This is a genomic window from Azonexus sp. MM2026_4 (assembly GCF_055901855.1).
The window spans coordinates 4,530,558-4,546,111 of record NZ_CM148380.1 but is presented as its reverse complement, the minus strand read 5'-3'; the positions used below and the strand labels follow the sequence as shown (position 1 = coordinate 4,546,111).

Sequence of the window (15,554 nt, the reverse complement as noted above, 5' to 3'; positions counted from 1 at the left end):
GGCGCGTGGCCTTCCGGCTCTTCCGCCCGGCGCTTGCCGGCCTGCTGCTGGTGGCGACGTTCACCGCCCAGGCCGGCGAAACGCTGACCCTGCAACTGAAATGGACGCACGCCTTCCAGTTCGCCGGCTATTACGCGGCGGACGCCAAGGGCTATTACCGCGACGCCGGGATCGAGGTGCGCTTTGACGAAGCGGCGCCGGAGACCGACGTCGTCGGCCGGGTGATGGCCGGCGAAGCGCAATTCGGGGTCGGCGGCAGCAACCTGATCCTCGAACGCCATGCCGGCAAACCGGTGGTGGCGCTGGCTGCCATCTTCCAGCACTCGCCGGTGGCGATCGTCGCCCGCCGCGGCAGCGACCTGGAAAGCATCCATGACCTGGCCGGCAAGCGGCTGATGCTCGAAGGCCAGTCCGACGAACTGACGGCCTACCTGAAATACGAAGGTCTCAGGCCGGAGAAGCTGAACCGGCTCAAGCACAGCTTCAATGTCGAAGACCTGATCGAAGGCCACACCGACGCCATGTCGGCCTACCAGACCTTCGAACCCTTCCTGCTGCAACAGCGGAATTTCCCCTACCTGCTGCTGACGCCGCGCTCGACCGGCATCGACTTCTACGGCGACGTGCTGTTCACCAGCGAGCGCGAACTACGCGAACGCCCCGAACGGACACGCGCCTTCGTGCAGGCCAGCCTGCGCGGTTGGGAATACGCGCTGGCCCATCCGGACGAAATCATCGCCCTGATCCGCGACCGCTATCCCGAGCGCCTGAGCCGCGAACACCTCGAATTCGAAGCCGCGCAGACGGCGCCGCTGGTGCGCGCCGACCTGGTGCCGGTCGGCTACATGAATCCCGGTCGCTGGCACCACATTGCCAGCATCTACGCCGAACTCGGCATGCTGCCGGTCAACTTTCCGCTGGCCGGTTTCCTGCCCGCCGACGCGTCGGACGACGCCTGGAAACGCCTGCTGCTGCCGCTGATCGCCGCCCTGCTCGCGGTCGCCGCCCTTTCCGGCATCGCCCTCAACATGCGCCGGCTCAACCGGCAACTGCGCCAGAGCCAGCGCCAGCTGGCCGAACGCAGCCAGGAACTGGCGCTGCAGAACCGGGTGCTGCAACAGCTCAACCATGGCGCACCGCTCGGCGAAGTGCTCGACAGCCTGACCCGCGAGGTCGAGGCGCAACGCCCCGGCGTACTCTGCTCGATCCTCCTGCTCGACGCCGACGGCAGCCACCTGCGCCACGGCTCGGCGCCCAGCCTGCCCGATTTCTACAACCAGGCGATCGACGGCGCCGCCATCGGCGACGGCGTCGGCTCTTGCGGCACCGCCGCCTGGCGCGACGAACGGGTGATCGTCAACGACATCGAACGCCATCCCTACTGGACCGATTACCGGCCGCTGGCGGCGCGCGCCGGCTTGCGCGCCTGCTGGTCGCAACCTTTCCACGGGCGCACCGGCAAGGTCCGCGGCACCTTCGCGCTTTACCACCGGCAGCCCGCCACGCCGGATCAACGCGACATCGCGCTGATCGAAGGCTACGCGCAACTGGCCGAACTGGCGGTCGAACGCAGCCGCTCCGACGAAGCGCTGCGGCTCGCCGAAAGCCGTTACCGGCTGATCTCGGAAAACGCCAACGACGTCATCTGGCTACTCGAACTGCCGAGCCTGCGCTTCAGCTACATCAGCCCCTCGGTGCAGCGCCTGCGCGGCTGGAGCGCCGAGGAAATCATGGCGCAGCCGATGAGCGCCGCGCTGACCCCGGAATCGGCGGCGCGCGTCGAGCAGGCACTGGGCGAAACGATGGCCGCTGTTGCCAGCGGCGCCCCCGGCCCGCATGCGCGGACGATGGAAGTTGACCAGCCGCACCGCGACGGCAGCATCGTCCCGACCGAAGTCGTCACCACCCTGCTGCTCGACGACCACGGCCAGCCGGTACGCATCCTCGGCATCACCCGCGACATTTCCGAACGACGCCGCAACGAGGCGGCGCTCGCCCGCCACCAGGCCGAACTGGAACAACGCGTCGAAGAACGCACGGTGGCGCTGTCGGTCGCCAAGGAAGCGGCGGAAGCGGCAAGCCGGGCGAAAAGCACCTTCCTGGCGACGATGAGCCACGAGCTGCGGACGCCGATGAACGCCATCCTCGGCATGACCGACCTGGCGCTGCGCCGCGCCAGCGACGCCAAGCAGAGGGATCAACTGGGCAAGGTCGCCGACGCCGCCCGCCACCTGCTGGCGGTGATCAACGACATCCTCGACCTGTCGCGCATCGAGGCCGACCGTCTGACGCTGGAGCACATTCCCTTCCAGTTGAACGAGATCGTCGCCCCGGTGCAGCGCCTGCTCGAACACCTGGCCGCCGAAAAGGGCCTCTACCTGGTCTTCGAAGTCCCGGAAACGCTCGCCCGCACCCAGGTCAGCGGCGACCCGCACCGGCTCAAGCAGGTGCTGCTCAACCTGTGCATCAACGCGATCAAGTTCACCGACTGCGGCGGCGTCACCGTCCACCTCGCGCTGACTGGCGAGGCCCCGCATCTCGTCCTGCACTGTTCGGTCGAGGACACCGGGATCGGCGTCACGCCGGAAATCCAGCAGCGCCTGTTCGAGCCCTTCGTCCAGGCCGACGGCTCGATGACCCGCCGCTACGGCGGTTCCGGCCTCGGGCTGGCGATCTGCAAGCGGCTGGTGGAAATGATGGACGGCCGCATCGGCCTCGACAGCCAGCCCGGCCGCGGCAGCCGCTTCTGGTTCGAGGCCCGGCTGGGCGGCGGCGAGGCGACCCTGCCGCTGCCCCGCAACACCACGCTCGATGCCGTGGCCGCGCTGGAGCGCCGCTTCGCCGGCAAACGCATCCTGCTCGCCGAGGACGAACCGGTGAACCGCGAGGTGTTCCGCGAACTGCTGGGCGACGCCGGGCTGCTCGTGGACACCGCGAACAATGGCGAAACGGCGGTCGCCATGGCCGCCAGCAACGACTACGCGCTGATCCTGATGGACATCCAGATGCCCGGCATCGACGGCGTTGCCGCCAGCCAGGCGATCCGCGCCCAGCCCGGCGGCAGCGAACTGCCGATCATCGCGCTGACCGCCAACGCCTTCAGCGAGGACCGCCAACGCTGCCTGGACGCCGGCATGGACGACCACATCACCAAGCCGGTCGACCCGGAGCGCCTGTTCGCGACGCTCTACCGCTGGCTGTCGGTCGCCGCCGAAAGGGGCGACAAGCCGCACTGACGGCGCGCCCGGGCGCAGGCCGCGTGTTCGACATCGAATTCGCGGCAGGGCGACGGCCGCGCCTCGTAGATCGTGCACCGCACGGCAACGCCGACCTCGCCCGCCAGCGCGACGCAGCGCGGCGGCGCGGCGTCGGTGCCGCGCAGGCGGACGATCTTCGCCGTCACCGGCACCGTCATCGCCAACGGCACGCCGTCCGCCCAGGCGTAGGCGCCGCCGGCCAGCTCGGCCGGATGGAAATCGACGCGCAGGCTGGCGCAGCAGGCGCCGCAGGTCTGGCAGACGCTCATCCCAGATCCGCCCGGCAGCGCCATAACTCATGGCCGGAAGCGAGGTATTTCTTCTCGAACGGCGTCAAGGGATCGTCCGTGACATAGGGCTCGGCCGCCACCGCGCAATCGCCCAGCCAGCCCAGTGCCAGCGCCATTTCCTCGATGTAGATGCGCCAGTTGCTGCGGCATTCGACGATGCCGCCCAGCTCGCGCCAGACCGGGAAGACGGCGTGGCCGTGCCAGCGCCGGGCGAGGTGGCCGATCTTCGGCCAGGGATTCGGATAGAGGTTGTAATGGCGGGCCAGGCGAACGCCGCGCTCGGCGAGCAGGCGCCAGAAATCGACCAGGTCGGCGCGCAGCAACAGCGCGTTGGCCGGTAGCGGCAAGGGTTTGCCGCGCTCCAGGCGGTCACTCGACTGGTCGACGCCGATCACGAAATGGTCGGGAAAGGCGGCCGCCAAGCGTAGCGTGCTCCAGCCGACGCCGCAGCCGGCATCGAGGATCAACGGCGCCGCCGGGTTCCAGGCGGCGTGCGCGGCGAGCGCCCGGTCGCAGGCGGCACGGTTGTAATCGAGCAGCGGCTTGCGGAAAGGCTGTGCCAGGTGACGGCGCAGCAGCACTTCCAGGTCGGCGTGCGGGCCGTCCTGGGCGCTGGCGATGAAGCGCGAGTTGCCGTCCATGGCGTCAGGCGGCCAGCGGCAGTTCGCCGAGAATGCCGGCAGCGAGCAGCAGGCGGTCGATGTCCTCGGCCGCCTTGACCGGCCGCAATTGCTGGTAGAGCGCCTCGGCCGGCGGGTAATGGCGGCGCAGCAGCATCAGCCACTGCTTCAGGCGGCCGCCGGCGTGCACCGGCAGCACGCGCTCGCGCACGCCACGCCAGAACATCTCCAGCCACGGCCGCAGTTCGTCCCAGCCGCCCACCGCCTCGCCACGGATGCGTCGGGCAAGGAAGGGATCGGCCAGCGCACCGCGCCCGATCATGACGTCGGCGCAGCCGCTTTCTTCGCGGATGCGTCGCCAGTCGTCGACGGTCCACACCTCGCCGTTGGCGATCACCGGGATGTCGATCGCCGCGCGCACCCGGTCGATCTGCGCCCAGCGCGCCGGCGGCCGGTAGCCGTCGGCTTTGGTCCGGCCGTGCACGATCAGCGCGTCGGCGCCACCGGCTTCGATCGCCTGCGCGCAATCGACCGCCAGGCAGGTGTCGTCGATGCCGAGCCGCATCTTGGCGGTGAAGGGAATGGCCGTCGGCACCTCGGCGCGCACCGCGGCGACGATGTCGTGCAGCAACTGCGGCTCGCCGAGCAGCGCCGAACCGCCGCGATGGCGGAAGACGGTCGGCGCCGGACAACCGAAGTTGATGTCGACCCCGGCCGGCCGGTGCTTGACCAGGCGCCGCGCGTTGCCGGCCATGAAATGCGGGTCCGACCCCAGCAACTGGACGCGCATCGGCGTCCCGGCCGGCGTCCGGCTGCCGTTCTTCAGCTCCGGGCAGGTACGCAGGAAAGTCCGGTTGGGCAGCACGCTCTCGGTCACCCGGACGAACTCGCAAATGCCCCAGTCGTAGCCGCCCACCGCCGTCAGCACGTCGCGCATCAGCGGATCGGCGAGGCCTTCCATCGGGGCAAGTGCGATTCGTGACATCCGCAACCTTTCGGCAAATACTTGAAATGGCGCGCATTATCGCGGATTGCGCAATGCCGTGCGAGCCGCGATAATGCCAAACGGCCGTTTACGGCGCCGACCGCACTGCCCGCATTCTTGGCTTTCCTCTCGAACTCCTGCCGCGTGAGACCAGGCAATGAAACATCAGAAAAGCATTCTTGTCGAAACACTACCGCGCATGATGACGGAAATCACCGGCGAAATTGCACATATCGTCGCCACATCGGGCGTTCCCAGCGGTCTCGTCAATATTTTCGTGCGTCACACTTCCTGCTCGCTGACCATCACCGAAAAGGCCGACGCCGACATTCGCGGCGATCTGGAAACCCTCGCCAAACGCTGGGCCCCCGACGGTGACCCGGCCTATCGGCGCGACACCGAAGGCCAGGACGACATGGCCTCGCTGGCCCGAAGTGTACTCACCGGCGTCTCGCTCAACATCCCCTGCGCCAACGGCCGCCTCCTGCTCGGCAGACTGCAAGGCATCTACCTCTGGGAACACCGCGCTCAGGCGCACCAGCGCGAGATCGTCGTCAGCGTGCTCGGCTGACCGGCACGCCCCGGCCCTGGGGCGCCCCACACTGCATCGTCAAAACAACAGTGTTCATTTTTTGAGCACTTCCTGTGACGTCTCGCGCGACCAACGAATGTTAAGGAATGTTAATATTTGTTACAGTCGCTCATCAAAGAGATCGTTCCAGAGTGCGAACCGGGAGGAGAGCCCGCTCAGCACACAACAAAAAAGAGTTGCACGATGAAACACACTCTAATCGCAGCCGGGGTGATCTGCGCCCTCAATTCCTGGCCGACCGGCCACGCTTCCGCTCAGGAAAGCGCGCCGGTGCCGACACTGCAACCCAAGGCATCGTCGGCCAGCGCCGCCAGCCCGGGCATCATCGTTCCACTGTCGCCTCCGGAGACGCTGAACGGCCCGCAAATCGAGAAAAAGCCGGTATTCGGCAATTTCCAGTACGACAGCGGCCTGCCGGAAAAATCCCTCGACGTCACCGTGCGCAGCATGTTCGAGGATTACCGGATCAGTGGCCCGGGCCGGGCCAGCAGCTTTTACGAGCAAGGTTCGCATTGGCTGCACGATGTTGAATTCACCGCCCGCCAGCCGATCGGCGAGGAACTGAAGACCGAGTTCAATGCCGTCGTCCGCTACACCGACAGCAAGCGCCATGATCCCGCCGTCTGGAGTCTGCAGCGCGTGCAGTTCATCGCCCGCGACCAGGTCAATCACCTGACGCTGGGCGACTACTACGCGACGCTGTCGCAGTATTCGCTGAACCAGGCGATCAAGGGCCTCGGCTACCAGCGCAACTTCGGCGAATCGACCTACCTGCGCGTCGTCGCCGGCACCATGGCGCCGCGCTGGGATCACCTGTTCGGCGAACCGCACAACGAAACCATCCAGCGCGATGTCGTCGGCCTGCGCGCCCAGAACGCCGGCGACAACTACCGGGTCGGCCTCAACCTGGTGTCCGCGTCCGACCACGACAACGCCTCGGTACGCACCATCGAGGATACCTACCGCCAGGTGCTGCCGGCCTTCGACTGGGAATACCGCACCGACAGCGGCGTCCGCCTGAGCGGCGAGCATGCCCAGGCCGACACCCGCAAGCAGACCGCCGCCGGCGTCAATCACGACATGGTCGGTACCGCGCATCGCATCAACGCCGACGGCAGCCTCGGTGACCTGCGCTGGCGCATGCGCACCGAACGCGTCTCCTCCGACTTCGTCACCTTGGGTGGCGGCGCCGCCATCGACCGCCTGCGCTACTACCTGCGCGGCGATTACCGCCTCAACAAGACGTGGAGCGTCTTCCTCGCCGACGACTGGTACCGCAACAATCTCGACGACCAGATCGGCGCGACGACGCGCACCCATATCCCGGAAGCCGGCGTCACCGCGCGCGGCCTGTTCGACCGCCGCAACCTGACGCTGACCACCTCGCTGCGCCAGCGCCAGGTGAAGACCGAAGCGCCGCAGTACGACCGCAACATCTCCGACCGCCTCTACGTCAGCATGAGCGACCGCTTCCAGGAAGTCTCGGTACGCGGCGAAGTGGAAGCCCTGCTCAACAAGCGCAAGGACACCACCAACGGCCGTACCGACACCGACGATTTCCTGTACCGCTTTGCCATCGATTCCCGGCACATGTTCGACGAAGGGCGCTACGACTTCCGCCCCTACCTGACGCTGGAACATCAGATCATCCAGGACCCGCTGACCGGCAAGTCGGTCCTCACCGACGGCGCCCTGCTCGACCTCCGCCTGGTCGCCCCCGGCAACCTGACCTATGCGATGAATTTCGAACAGCGCAACGTCAACAACGGCACCGGGATCGACAACGACAACAGCCTGCTGCGCTATGGCGTGAGCGTCGCCTATCGCCCCGGTCAGTTCCCGGGCAGCAGCATCCGCGCCGAAGCCGGCAAGGCTCACTACAATTTCAGCGACAACACCAAGGATTACCGGGAGCGCTATGTCCGCGTGATGCTGGACATCCCGTTCTCGCTGGAGAAATAAACCATGACCCCGTCCGTCAATCGCTACCGCCAGTTCCTGCACGGCATCCTTGCCCTCCTGCTGCTCGCCATCGCCCAGTCCGCCACCGCCCAGTGGTGGCGTTTCGGCAGCGATTCCGGGCAGCCGGTGTTCTCCGACCTGCTGTTCAACAACGTCAGCGCGCTACGCGTCAACCGCAGCCTGCAGTTCTCGCCGGAAGACCTCGACCAGCGCAAGATCGCCGTCCGCGGCCGGGCCGAGGTCGGCCAGGGCAAGATCGGCCGGGTCGAGGCCAGCCTCGACGACGGCGCCAACTGGACGGCGATCCCGGTCGGCGAACGCGGCCTGTTCGCCTTCGAATTCGTTCCCGAAATCGAACGCGCCTACCGCTTCAAGATCCGCGCCCTGTCGACCACCGGTCAGTCGAGCGACGAGGCCGAACACGCCTTCGAGTTCAAGGTGGTCAAGGAAGACAACCGGGCACTGGCCAAGGCCGCCTTCCAGCAATTGCTCGACCGCTACATGGCGCGCGACCGCAGCGGCTTCATGGGCCTGGTATCGCGTGAATTCCTCGGCAACGAGACGGCACTCGACAGCGCCATCGGCAACGACTTCCGCTTCTTCGACTCGATCCGCATCGAGCCGACGATCCAACGCATGGCGGCCAGCGACAACCGGTGGACGATCTACTTCAACTTCCGGCGCCAGGTCCGTTCGGTACGCAGCGGCCAGATGCTCACCGACCAGGCGATGACCTCGGTCACCCTGATCCGCGACGGCGACGGCTACAAGCTGCAGGAACTCGCGGCCCCGCTGATCTTCGGTGTCTCCGACCCGTCCAACGTCGCCACCTACGTCACCGGCGAAGCGGTCGGTCGGCCGGTCCTGACGGTCAACGAGAAGACCGGCGAGGTATCCACCCAGAAGCAGGGGCAAACCACCGATTCCACAGGCGGTTCCGGCCGAGTCGACAGCGGCAACGTCGAACTGAACATGGGCCAGGGCTACTCGTTCCGCACCGGTGCCAAGGTCAACAACGTCCAGCCCGGCGGCGACTTCGCCTTCGGCGGTTTCTTCGAGATGTTCCTCGGCAACGAGGTCGAAGCGGCAGCCGTCCTCGGCAGCTTCAGCCTGAGCCAGCCGCCGGCGATCAACCCCGGCGCGCTGACGCCCGGCCTGGAGTTCGTTCATCTGCAGGTCGGCCAGGTCATCGGCATGAAGCTGGTCAGCGGCAAGTATGCGCTGGTCCGCCTGGCGTCGCAGAACGGACAGGTCTCGCGGCGATTCGAATACCTGCTGAGCGATACGCCGAACTTCAAGTAAGCGGAAAGACGCCGAACCGTCCGGGGCCGAACCGCCCCGGACGCATCGACCGCCTTCCGGCAACAAGCTTCCGGCAGCCACGGAATCAACCGCCACACCGGATGCCCTGGGAAAGGATGAAGTCATGAAAACGCGACTTGTCTCAATGCTTCTGATCCTTGGCGTTGCCAGCCTCTGCGGCGCCGCCGAACCGGCGGCCGACAATACGACGCCAGCGGCCGTCGCCAAGCAGCGGGAAACCCTGAATGCCTTGAATGTTTCCGCCAGTCAGGCCTTGCTGGCGATGAACCGTGCGGTGGCGGCACTCAACGGCGTGCCGCTGGCGCTACCCTCCAGCCGCTCGGTGGGTGAAGCGCAGCAGATGGTCTCGCTGGGCATGCCGACCGATGCCTATTTCGCCGCCCTCGACCAACTGGCGAAGCAAGCAGCAGCCACGCCCGGCGCGGTCAACCTAGACACCGCCGCCCTGCGCGACTGCCGTGCCACCAGCCAGCGCCTGCTGCAGACCAAGGGGCTCGACGCCGCCGCGATCGACACCAGGCTGCGCAGCGAAAACCCCGAAAACCACCGTCTACTGCAAGAGAGCCGCGACCTGCGGTTCCTCGAACTGGCACGCGCCATGCTGGTGGCTGGCTGGCTGGCCAGGGAAAGCGAAGCCGTCCTCGCCTGCCTGCCGCCGCTGCAGAAACAGCTTTCGCGCCTTGCTGGCGAAAGCAACCGTGATTTGCTACGTCTCGAAGACCGCCTGCAGATGCAGGCCATCGAAGCCAAGACTTCGCCGCCACCAGCACCCAAGACCTACCAGTAACCCGGGAGGGGCGCCATGAACGCCAGGACAGTATTGGCCCGTACGGGCCCCAGTTCGCCACGGCACGCCGGCCGGCGTTTCCTGAAATTCCTTGCCACCACCCTCCTCTGCCTGTCCGTGACGGCGGCGCCAGCCGCCGAGGACGAGGAAATCGCCAAGCTGACCGAAGAGAAACAGGCGCTCAGCGAAATCCTCAGCGGACTGCGCGGCAAGCCGAAAGAACTGGCTGAGGCGCGCGAGAAACTCGCCGAGTCCTACCGCGACCTGGTCAGCCTGGAAACCCGGCTGCGCGGCTTCCAGTTATGGAATGCCTTCGTCGGCGTAATCGGCGTTGCCAATGACACCATCACCAAGGTCAACCCCGGCAGCAGCATTGCAATCGCCACCGCCAACTTCATCAACGACCGGGCGGTCGATGCCTACAAGAAGTGGGACGCCGGCCATCTACCGGCCAAGGTGAAGAAACTTTCCGATTCCGTGGTCGGCATCGCCCCCGCCTTGCGTCTGCTCGACCAGGCGATGCGGATGACGCCGGAACAGGTGGCTGACCAACTGGTCACCCGCGGCATGGTCCAGAATACCTGGCTGCAGCGCTGGCAGAACACGCCGGATCAGGTCGCCAAGTCGGATTCGGTGGTCACCGGCAAAATCACCTTCATCCAGGAACGGATCGGCCCGGCCAAGTCAGCGCTGGTCGAGGCGCGCAAGGATATCGACCAGGTGGTGCCAGCGATTAGTGCGGAAATCGACTCCCTGCAGCGGCGCATCGCCGACCTCGATTCGCGCATCCGCAACCTGCAAGGCAACAAGGCCTTCCTCGACAGTCTGGACAAGGCGCGCGATGTCGCCGGACCGCCACCGACCCAGAACATCAACCTCTACCCAGGCGAGCCGAAGCAGTACGGCGCGGCTGTCGGCGAATACCGCACCGCCTGGAACAACCTGAAATCCGGCACGATCAACGGTGGCACCTACCGTCTGGTCGGCATCAAGAGCAGCTACGACGCCAATGCCTACCACTACCAACAGATGAAGCCGTTTTCCGACGCTTACTCAGCGGCCAGCGACTATTTCTGGAATGAACTGAGAGAGCGGCTGCGCGGTGTCGAGGACACCGAAACGCGTAATAGCATGTACCGGGCGGCCCTGGATCGCCTGTACAAGGCAGCGGACAACTATCGCCAGGCCAGCGAAAAGGAATCGCAGGCGATGCGCAGCGGCTATTACGAACCGGTACAGAAACTCGGCGAAGAGGAAAAAGCCGAGAGTGAGCGACGTGCCACGTTTTACCGCCGCTTCGATGCCTTTCGCCGGGAAACCGTCGAGATCACCTGGGCCTATCCCTGGGAGTTGAAACTGGAAAGCCGCCAGGAAACAATACGCAACCTCGGCACCAGCGGTTATTACCTGGCGATGAGCGCCTGGAGCCCGACCTACTCGCTCGGTTCCCTGTGGCCGGCGACAGCACCGGTCGGGCCGCTCAAGGGGAGCGCCGAGCGCTACCGGGAATGGCGCGAACGCGCCGGCAAAATCCGCGACTACGCGCAATTGCTGTTCGATACAGCCAAATCCCAATCCGGCCGCCTCTCCGGTTACGCCAGTCAGGCCGATGGCTTCGCCAAGGAAATCGAACCCAACATCGCGCTCTGGGATGGGCTGCAGTGGTATTACTACGACTACTCGCTGCCCAGCGAGAACGCCTTGGATCTGTTCATCACGCTCAACCAGTCCAGCGTGCTGTTCAGCCAGTACGCCGCAGTCCGCGAACAGGAAGCCAAGGCCATGCTGGTGCCGCACCAGGAAAACTGGGAGCGGGCGCAACGCGGCGAGCCGGTCATGCGCCGGGCTGAGGAACTGCTGCCCAAGGCGCAGGAACTGCTGGCCCTGAAAGGCAACCTTTACCAGAGTTTCTACGCTGCCGGCATCACCAACTATGGCGCCAGCGGTCGTTTCTGGCTCGAATGGAACGGCATTACCCGCGAAGAAATCGACAAGGTCAAGCGCATCACCGCTTCGCTCAACACCGACGAAGCGATCGAGCAGCACGTGCTGAAGCAGATGTCGCGCCAATACTACTGGTCGTCGGACCCCGACCAGCCCCGCTACACCCTGGAAACCCTGCGCGAAACGCGCAAAAAATACGCCGAGCGCGACCGCAACGCCTCCCAGGGATTCAACGATTACCAGAGCGCCTGGAACCAGTACGCGCGCCTCGAACGCGAACTGTCCGGACAGATCGCCAGGATCAGCAGCGAACTCAACGATATCGCCCCGGGACAGAGCGTCTACCTGCAGGAAGATGAGTTGTTCAACCAGATCACCACCTGGGAGTCGCGCTGGCCGGCGAGCAACCACTGGTACTGGGCGCCACCGGACCCGCAGGATCTGCCGGCCGGCTGGCCCAACGCCAGCAGCCTGTTCGAGCAGATGGAAGCGGCGTTGAACGCCTATGAAGCCAAAATCGGGCCTTTCCGCCAGGAGGTGGCGAACGGTTTCCCGAAGCGGGCTGCACAGCTCGACAGCCTGGCCGGTCAGGCGCGCGCCTATGCCACGACCAACGACGCCGCCGGTGGCGAAAGCGCTCTCGGCGAAATCAACCGCAAGGCCAACGACATCTATCTGCCGCTCGCCAGCAACGGCCACATCACTTCGGAGATGCCAATCTTCCAGGCCATGCAGCGTTTCCGCGAGGCCCACTATCTGGGTTCGATGCGGATCGGCTACCTGCGCACCCGCGACAACCAGATCGGCTCCTACCTGACCTGGCTCGACCTGATCGACGCCCTGCTCCGCCAGCCGCCCAACGCAGCAGGCCGCGAACGTGCCCGCGAGTGGCAGCAAGAGCTGGAACGCAGCCTGCAGCCTGGCTCATACATGGGCTACTACGTCCAGCGCGGCGAACAGGCGGCGAGCAGCGCCCTTGATCGCGGCCGCGCTTTGCAACCGAAACTGGCCGCCTACCTGGCTTCCTTCGGCATCAGCAACGCGCAGATCCAGGCCCTCTATCAGAGCTTTGTCGATGCCTACGGCCGCGGTGACATCCGCACCATTCTCGGCCTCCTTGCCAATGACTGGCACGGCGGAGACGGTGCCGATACGCGCGACGTCGAGGACACACTGATCAATTCGTTCAAGGTCTTCGACCGCATCCAGTACCGGATCAGCGGCTTCTCGGTTCAGCCCATCGGTGACGATCAGGCCCAGGTCAGCTACTCGGTGAAGATCATCGGCGACAACAGCCGGCAGCGCCTGCACCACGAGGAAGAATCACAGATCGTCGAAGTCGTCGGCCTGGTCGACGGTAAAGCACGCATCCTGCGCACAATCAGCGGACAGCAATGGCTGCGCTGACCGCTAGCCGGAAACGGGAAATCGAGCCGAAGCAACCAGCGCGGCGAAAATCAAATATGCTGATGCATTCACTGATCGGCAAAGGAAACCATCATGACTGACGAGAAGCTGGAAAACCAAAGCGCAAACCAACACGACCTTCCTTCCCACCCGCAGGCAGCACCGGGACTACGCCGTAAATTCCTGCTGGCAGCCGCCGCCGTCGCCCTTGGCGGCTGCGTCAATGTCCGCCCCCGGGAGCGCGACCCGCTGCGCGACGAAGTTGACGACCTGGTCAGGGGTCTTGAAGACGGTTTGCGCCGCGGCGGCTGGACCTCCGTCGCTCGCTACTTCTCGGACGATCCCAACGGTACCCTGGCCGATATCCGTGATCGCATCGACGACCGGCGACGCCGGGAATTCGCCGTGGACTGGTCGCTGCGCGTCGGCCGCGTCCTTTCCCAAGAGAGACGCGTCAGCGTCTCGCTGCGCTGGTCGCATCGCTGGAATGACCTCAAGGGTAACCCGCAGAAACGGGAGGGAGAGGCCGAATTGCTGCTGCGCCGCGAACGCGGCGAACTGCGCATCGTCGACATTCGCGGCAACATGCTCTGACAACGCCGGGAAAGCCGCGCTAGCCTGGCTTTCCCGACGCCCAGCATGCCGCAACACAACTTGCTTGATAGTAGTACGCCAGCCATCCCATAGTCCTGATTCATTGGCCCAGCGAAGCCGATATGCGCTATATTTGCCCATGACGTAAGCCCCTGCTGCCAATGCAGGATTCGCCCCGGAAACGGCCCGCCGAGGTTAGCCAGCGCCGCCGCCGGTCACCCGCTGTTTTGACGAAGGAGAACCGTCCATGGCAAACAAGAAAGTCAAATCCCCGAGTATCGACATCGGCATTTCGGACGCTGATCGCAAGAAGATCGTTGCCGGCCTCTCCGGCCTGCTCGCCGACAGCTACACGCTGTACCTGATGACGCACAACTTCCACTGGAACGTCAAAGGCCCGCAGTTCAACAGCCTGCACCTGATGTTCATGGGCCAATACACCGAGCAGTGGAACGCCCTCGACCTGATCGCCGAGCGCATCCGTGCGCTGGGTTTCCCGGCGCCGGGCACCTACAAGGAATTCGTCAAGCTCGCGTCGATCAAGGAAGTCGAAGGCGTGCCCAACGCCGACGACATGGTCCGCCACCTGGTCGCCGCCCAGGAAGCCACTGCCCGCACCGCGCGCAAGCTGTTCCCGGTGGTCGCCGAAGCCGATGACCAGCCGACCGCCGACCTGCTCACCCAGCGCCTGGAAGTCCATGAAAAGACCGCCTGGATGCTGCGTAGCCTGCTCGAAGAGTAAGGCGCCGACACCAACGCAAGCGGGGCAGGATTGCAATCCTGCCCCTTTTCATTTTCGCTTTGAATCCTCAGCCATGCACCTCCCTCAACACCAACTCGCGATGACCGTCCTGATGACGCCGGACATGGCCAACTTCTCCGGCAACGTCCACGGCGGCACCATCCTCAAGCTGCTCGACCAAGTCGCCTACGCCTGTGCCGCCCGCTACGCCAGCGAATACGTCGTCACGCTGTCGGTCGACCAGGTGATGTTCCGCCAGGCCATCCACGTCGGCGAACTGGTCACCTTTCTCGCCTCGGTCAACTACACCGGCAACACCTCGATGGAAATCGGCATCAAGGTGCTCACCGAAGACATCCGCGCCAAGGTCATCCGCCACGCCAACTCCTGCTTCTTCACCATGGTTGCCGTCAACGCCGACGGCAAGCCGACGCCGATCCCGCCGCTGGCGCCGAGCACGCCGGAAGAAATCCGCCGCTACCAGGCGGCGCAGGTGCGGCGCGAACTGCGCAAGGAGTTCGAGGGGCGGATGCAGGCGCTGACGCCGAAAACCGCCTGACACCGGCGCGGCGGCGCTGCCCGCCCGTTTATAATCCGCCCATGCTGCGCTTCGTCCTCGACACCAACGTCGTCCTCGATCTCTACCACTGGGCCAATGTCGAGGCGGTGCCGATCATGGCCGCGCTCGAGGCCGGGCAGATCGAATGCCTGGTCGACGAACGCACGCTAGCCGAACTGCAGCGCGTGCTGACCTACCCGCAACTGAAGCTGACGCCGGAGATGATCGCCGAGCGCTACGCCCGCTACCGCGCGCTGGTCAGGCTCATTCCCGAAGGCGAGGCGCCGCCGCTGCCGCGCTGCAAGGACCGCGACGACCAGAAGTTCCTCGAACTCGCCGCCCGCGCCGGCGCCGACTTCCTGGTCAGCAAGGACAAGGCGCTGCTCAAGCTGACCGGCCGCACCAAGCTGGCTTTCCGCATCGTCAAGCCGGCGGCGGCCTGCGCGCTGCTGCCGGCCATTCCCGACTCTCCCGCCCACGGCTGAAGCGAAC

13 protein-coding genes are annotated in these 15,554 nt (G+C 65.5%); 10 read left to right on the top strand and 3 right to left on the bottom strand.

The features are described 5' to 3' along the window. Positions 1-5: 5 nt before the first annotated feature. Positions 6-3,236 (top strand): ABC transporter substrate-binding protein, encoded by a 3,231-nt coding sequence (locus tag AC0KWY_RS21450; RefSeq protein WP_474027528.1) that lies wholly within the window; start codon positions 6-8, stop codon positions 3,234-3,236. On the opposite strand, the gene AC0KWY_RS21445 is transcribed toward AC0KWY_RS21450, so the two are convergent. Genes AC0KWY_RS21445 through AC0KWY_RS21435 form a run of 3 tightly spaced genes read right to left on the bottom strand, consistent with a single transcriptional unit; the run spans position 3,188 to position 5,152 of the window. Further along, complete coding sequence (locus tag AC0KWY_RS21445) at positions 3,188-3,526, bottom strand: YkgJ family cysteine cluster protein (RefSeq protein WP_474027527.1); 339 nt, start codon at positions 3,524-3,526, stop codon at positions 3,188-3,190. The two genes, AC0KWY_RS21450 and AC0KWY_RS21445, sit on opposite strands and share 49 nt — an antisense overlap. Continuing rightward, entirely contained in the window at positions 3,523-4,188 is a 666-nt protein-coding gene (gene trmB / locus AC0KWY_RS21440; protein ID WP_474027525.1) for a tRNA (guanine(46)-N(7))-methyltransferase TrmB, read from the bottom strand. The genes AC0KWY_RS21445 and trmB overlap by 4 nt, the downstream gene beginning before the upstream one ends. Positions 4,189-4,192: 4 nt before the next feature. Next, complete coding sequence (locus AC0KWY_RS21435; RefSeq protein WP_474027524.1) at positions 4,193-5,152, bottom strand: tRNA dihydrouridine synthase; 960 nt, start codon at positions 5,150-5,152, stop codon at positions 4,193-4,195. Between the two features lie 157 nt (positions 5,153-5,309). On the opposite strand from AC0KWY_RS21435, the gene AC0KWY_RS21430 reads away from it, so the two are divergent. From AC0KWY_RS21430 to AC0KWY_RS21390, 9 genes are all read left to right on the top strand, one after another. Further along, a complete protein-coding gene (locus tag AC0KWY_RS21430; protein WP_474027523.1) occupies positions 5,310-5,723 on the top strand; it encodes a secondary thiamine-phosphate synthase enzyme YjbQ in 414 nt (137 codons plus the stop codon). Positions 5,724-5,927: 204 nt separating this feature from the next. Further along, on the top strand, positions 5,928-7,706 hold the full coding sequence (locus AC0KWY_RS21425) for a hypothetical protein (RefSeq protein ID WP_474027522.1): 1,779 nt from the start codon (positions 5,928-5,930) through the stop codon (positions 7,704-7,706). Positions 7,707-7,709: 3 nt separating this feature from the next. Then, complete coding sequence (locus AC0KWY_RS21420) at positions 7,710-9,008, top strand: hypothetical protein (protein ID WP_474027521.1); 1,299 nt, start codon at positions 7,710-7,712, stop codon at positions 9,006-9,008. A gap of 145 nt (positions 9,009-9,153) precedes the next feature. Next, positions 9,154-9,816 (top strand): hypothetical protein, encoded by a 663-nt coding sequence (locus AC0KWY_RS21415; protein WP_474027520.1) that lies wholly within the window; start codon positions 9,154-9,156, stop codon positions 9,814-9,816. A 15-nt stretch (positions 9,817-9,831) separates the two neighbouring features. After that, positions 9,832-13,167: a hypothetical protein gene (locus AC0KWY_RS21410; RefSeq protein ID WP_474027519.1), complete on the top strand. Its 3,336-nt coding sequence runs from the start codon at positions 9,832-9,834 to the stop codon at positions 13,165-13,167. Between the two features lie 93 nt (positions 13,168-13,260). Beyond that, entirely contained in the window at positions 13,261-13,761 is a 501-nt protein-coding gene (locus AC0KWY_RS21405; RefSeq protein WP_474027518.1) for a hypothetical protein, read from the top strand. Positions 13,762-14,008: 247 nt separating this feature from the next. Next, a complete protein-coding gene (locus AC0KWY_RS21400) occupies positions 14,009-14,503 on the top strand; it encodes a Dps family protein (protein WP_474027517.1) in 495 nt (164 codons plus the stop codon). 73 nt (positions 14,504-14,576) lie between these two features. Next, positions 14,577-15,062 (top strand): acyl-CoA thioesterase, encoded by a 486-nt coding sequence (locus AC0KWY_RS21395; RefSeq protein WP_474027516.1) that lies wholly within the window; start codon positions 14,577-14,579, stop codon positions 15,060-15,062. A gap of 41 nt (positions 15,063-15,103) precedes the next feature. Next, on the top strand, positions 15,104-15,547 hold the full coding sequence (locus AC0KWY_RS21390; RefSeq protein ID WP_474027515.1) for a putative toxin-antitoxin system toxin component, PIN family: 444 nt from the start codon (positions 15,104-15,106) through the stop codon (positions 15,545-15,547). Positions 15,548-15,554 lie beyond the last annotated feature (7 nt).

Bases quoted from the DNA above. Each gene is read 5' to 3' on its own strand.
- AC0KWY_RS21445 (WP_474027527.1), bottom strand. From the start codon at position 3,526: ATGAGCGTCTGCCAGACCTGCGGCGCCTGCTGCGCCAGCCTGCGCGTC.
- trmB (WP_474027525.1), bottom strand. From the start codon at position 4,188: ATGGACGGCAACTCGCGCTTCATCGCCAGCGCCCAGGACGGCCCGCAC.
- AC0KWY_RS21435 (WP_474027524.1), bottom strand. From the start codon at position 5,152: ATGTCACGAATCGCACTTGCCCCGATGGAAGGCCTCGCCGATCCGCTG.
- AC0KWY_RS21430 (WP_474027523.1), top strand. From the start codon at position 5,310: ATGAAACATCAGAAAAGCATTCTTGTCGAAACACTACCGCGCATGATG.
- AC0KWY_RS21425 (WP_474027522.1), top strand. From the start codon at position 5,928: ATGAAACACACTCTAATCGCAGCCGGGGTGATCTGCGCCCTCAATTCC.
- AC0KWY_RS21420 (WP_474027521.1), top strand. From the start codon at position 7,710: ATGACCCCGTCCGTCAATCGCTACCGCCAGTTCCTGCACGGCATCCTT.
- AC0KWY_RS21415 (WP_474027520.1), top strand. From the start codon at position 9,154: ATGCTTCTGATCCTTGGCGTTGCCAGCCTCTGCGGCGCCGCCGAACCG.
- AC0KWY_RS21410 (WP_474027519.1), top strand. From the start codon at position 9,832: ATGAACGCCAGGACAGTATTGGCCCGTACGGGCCCCAGTTCGCCACGG.
- AC0KWY_RS21405 (WP_474027518.1), top strand. From the start codon at position 13,261: ATGACTGACGAGAAGCTGGAAAACCAAAGCGCAAACCAACACGACCTT.
- AC0KWY_RS21400 (WP_474027517.1), top strand. From the start codon at position 14,009: ATGGCAAACAAGAAAGTCAAATCCCCGAGTATCGACATCGGCATTTCG.
- AC0KWY_RS21395 (WP_474027516.1), top strand. From the start codon at position 14,577: ATGCACCTCCCTCAACACCAACTCGCGATGACCGTCCTGATGACGCCG.
- AC0KWY_RS21390 (WP_474027515.1), top strand. From the start codon at position 15,104: ATGCTGCGCTTCGTCCTCGACACCAACGTCGTCCTCGATCTCTACCAC.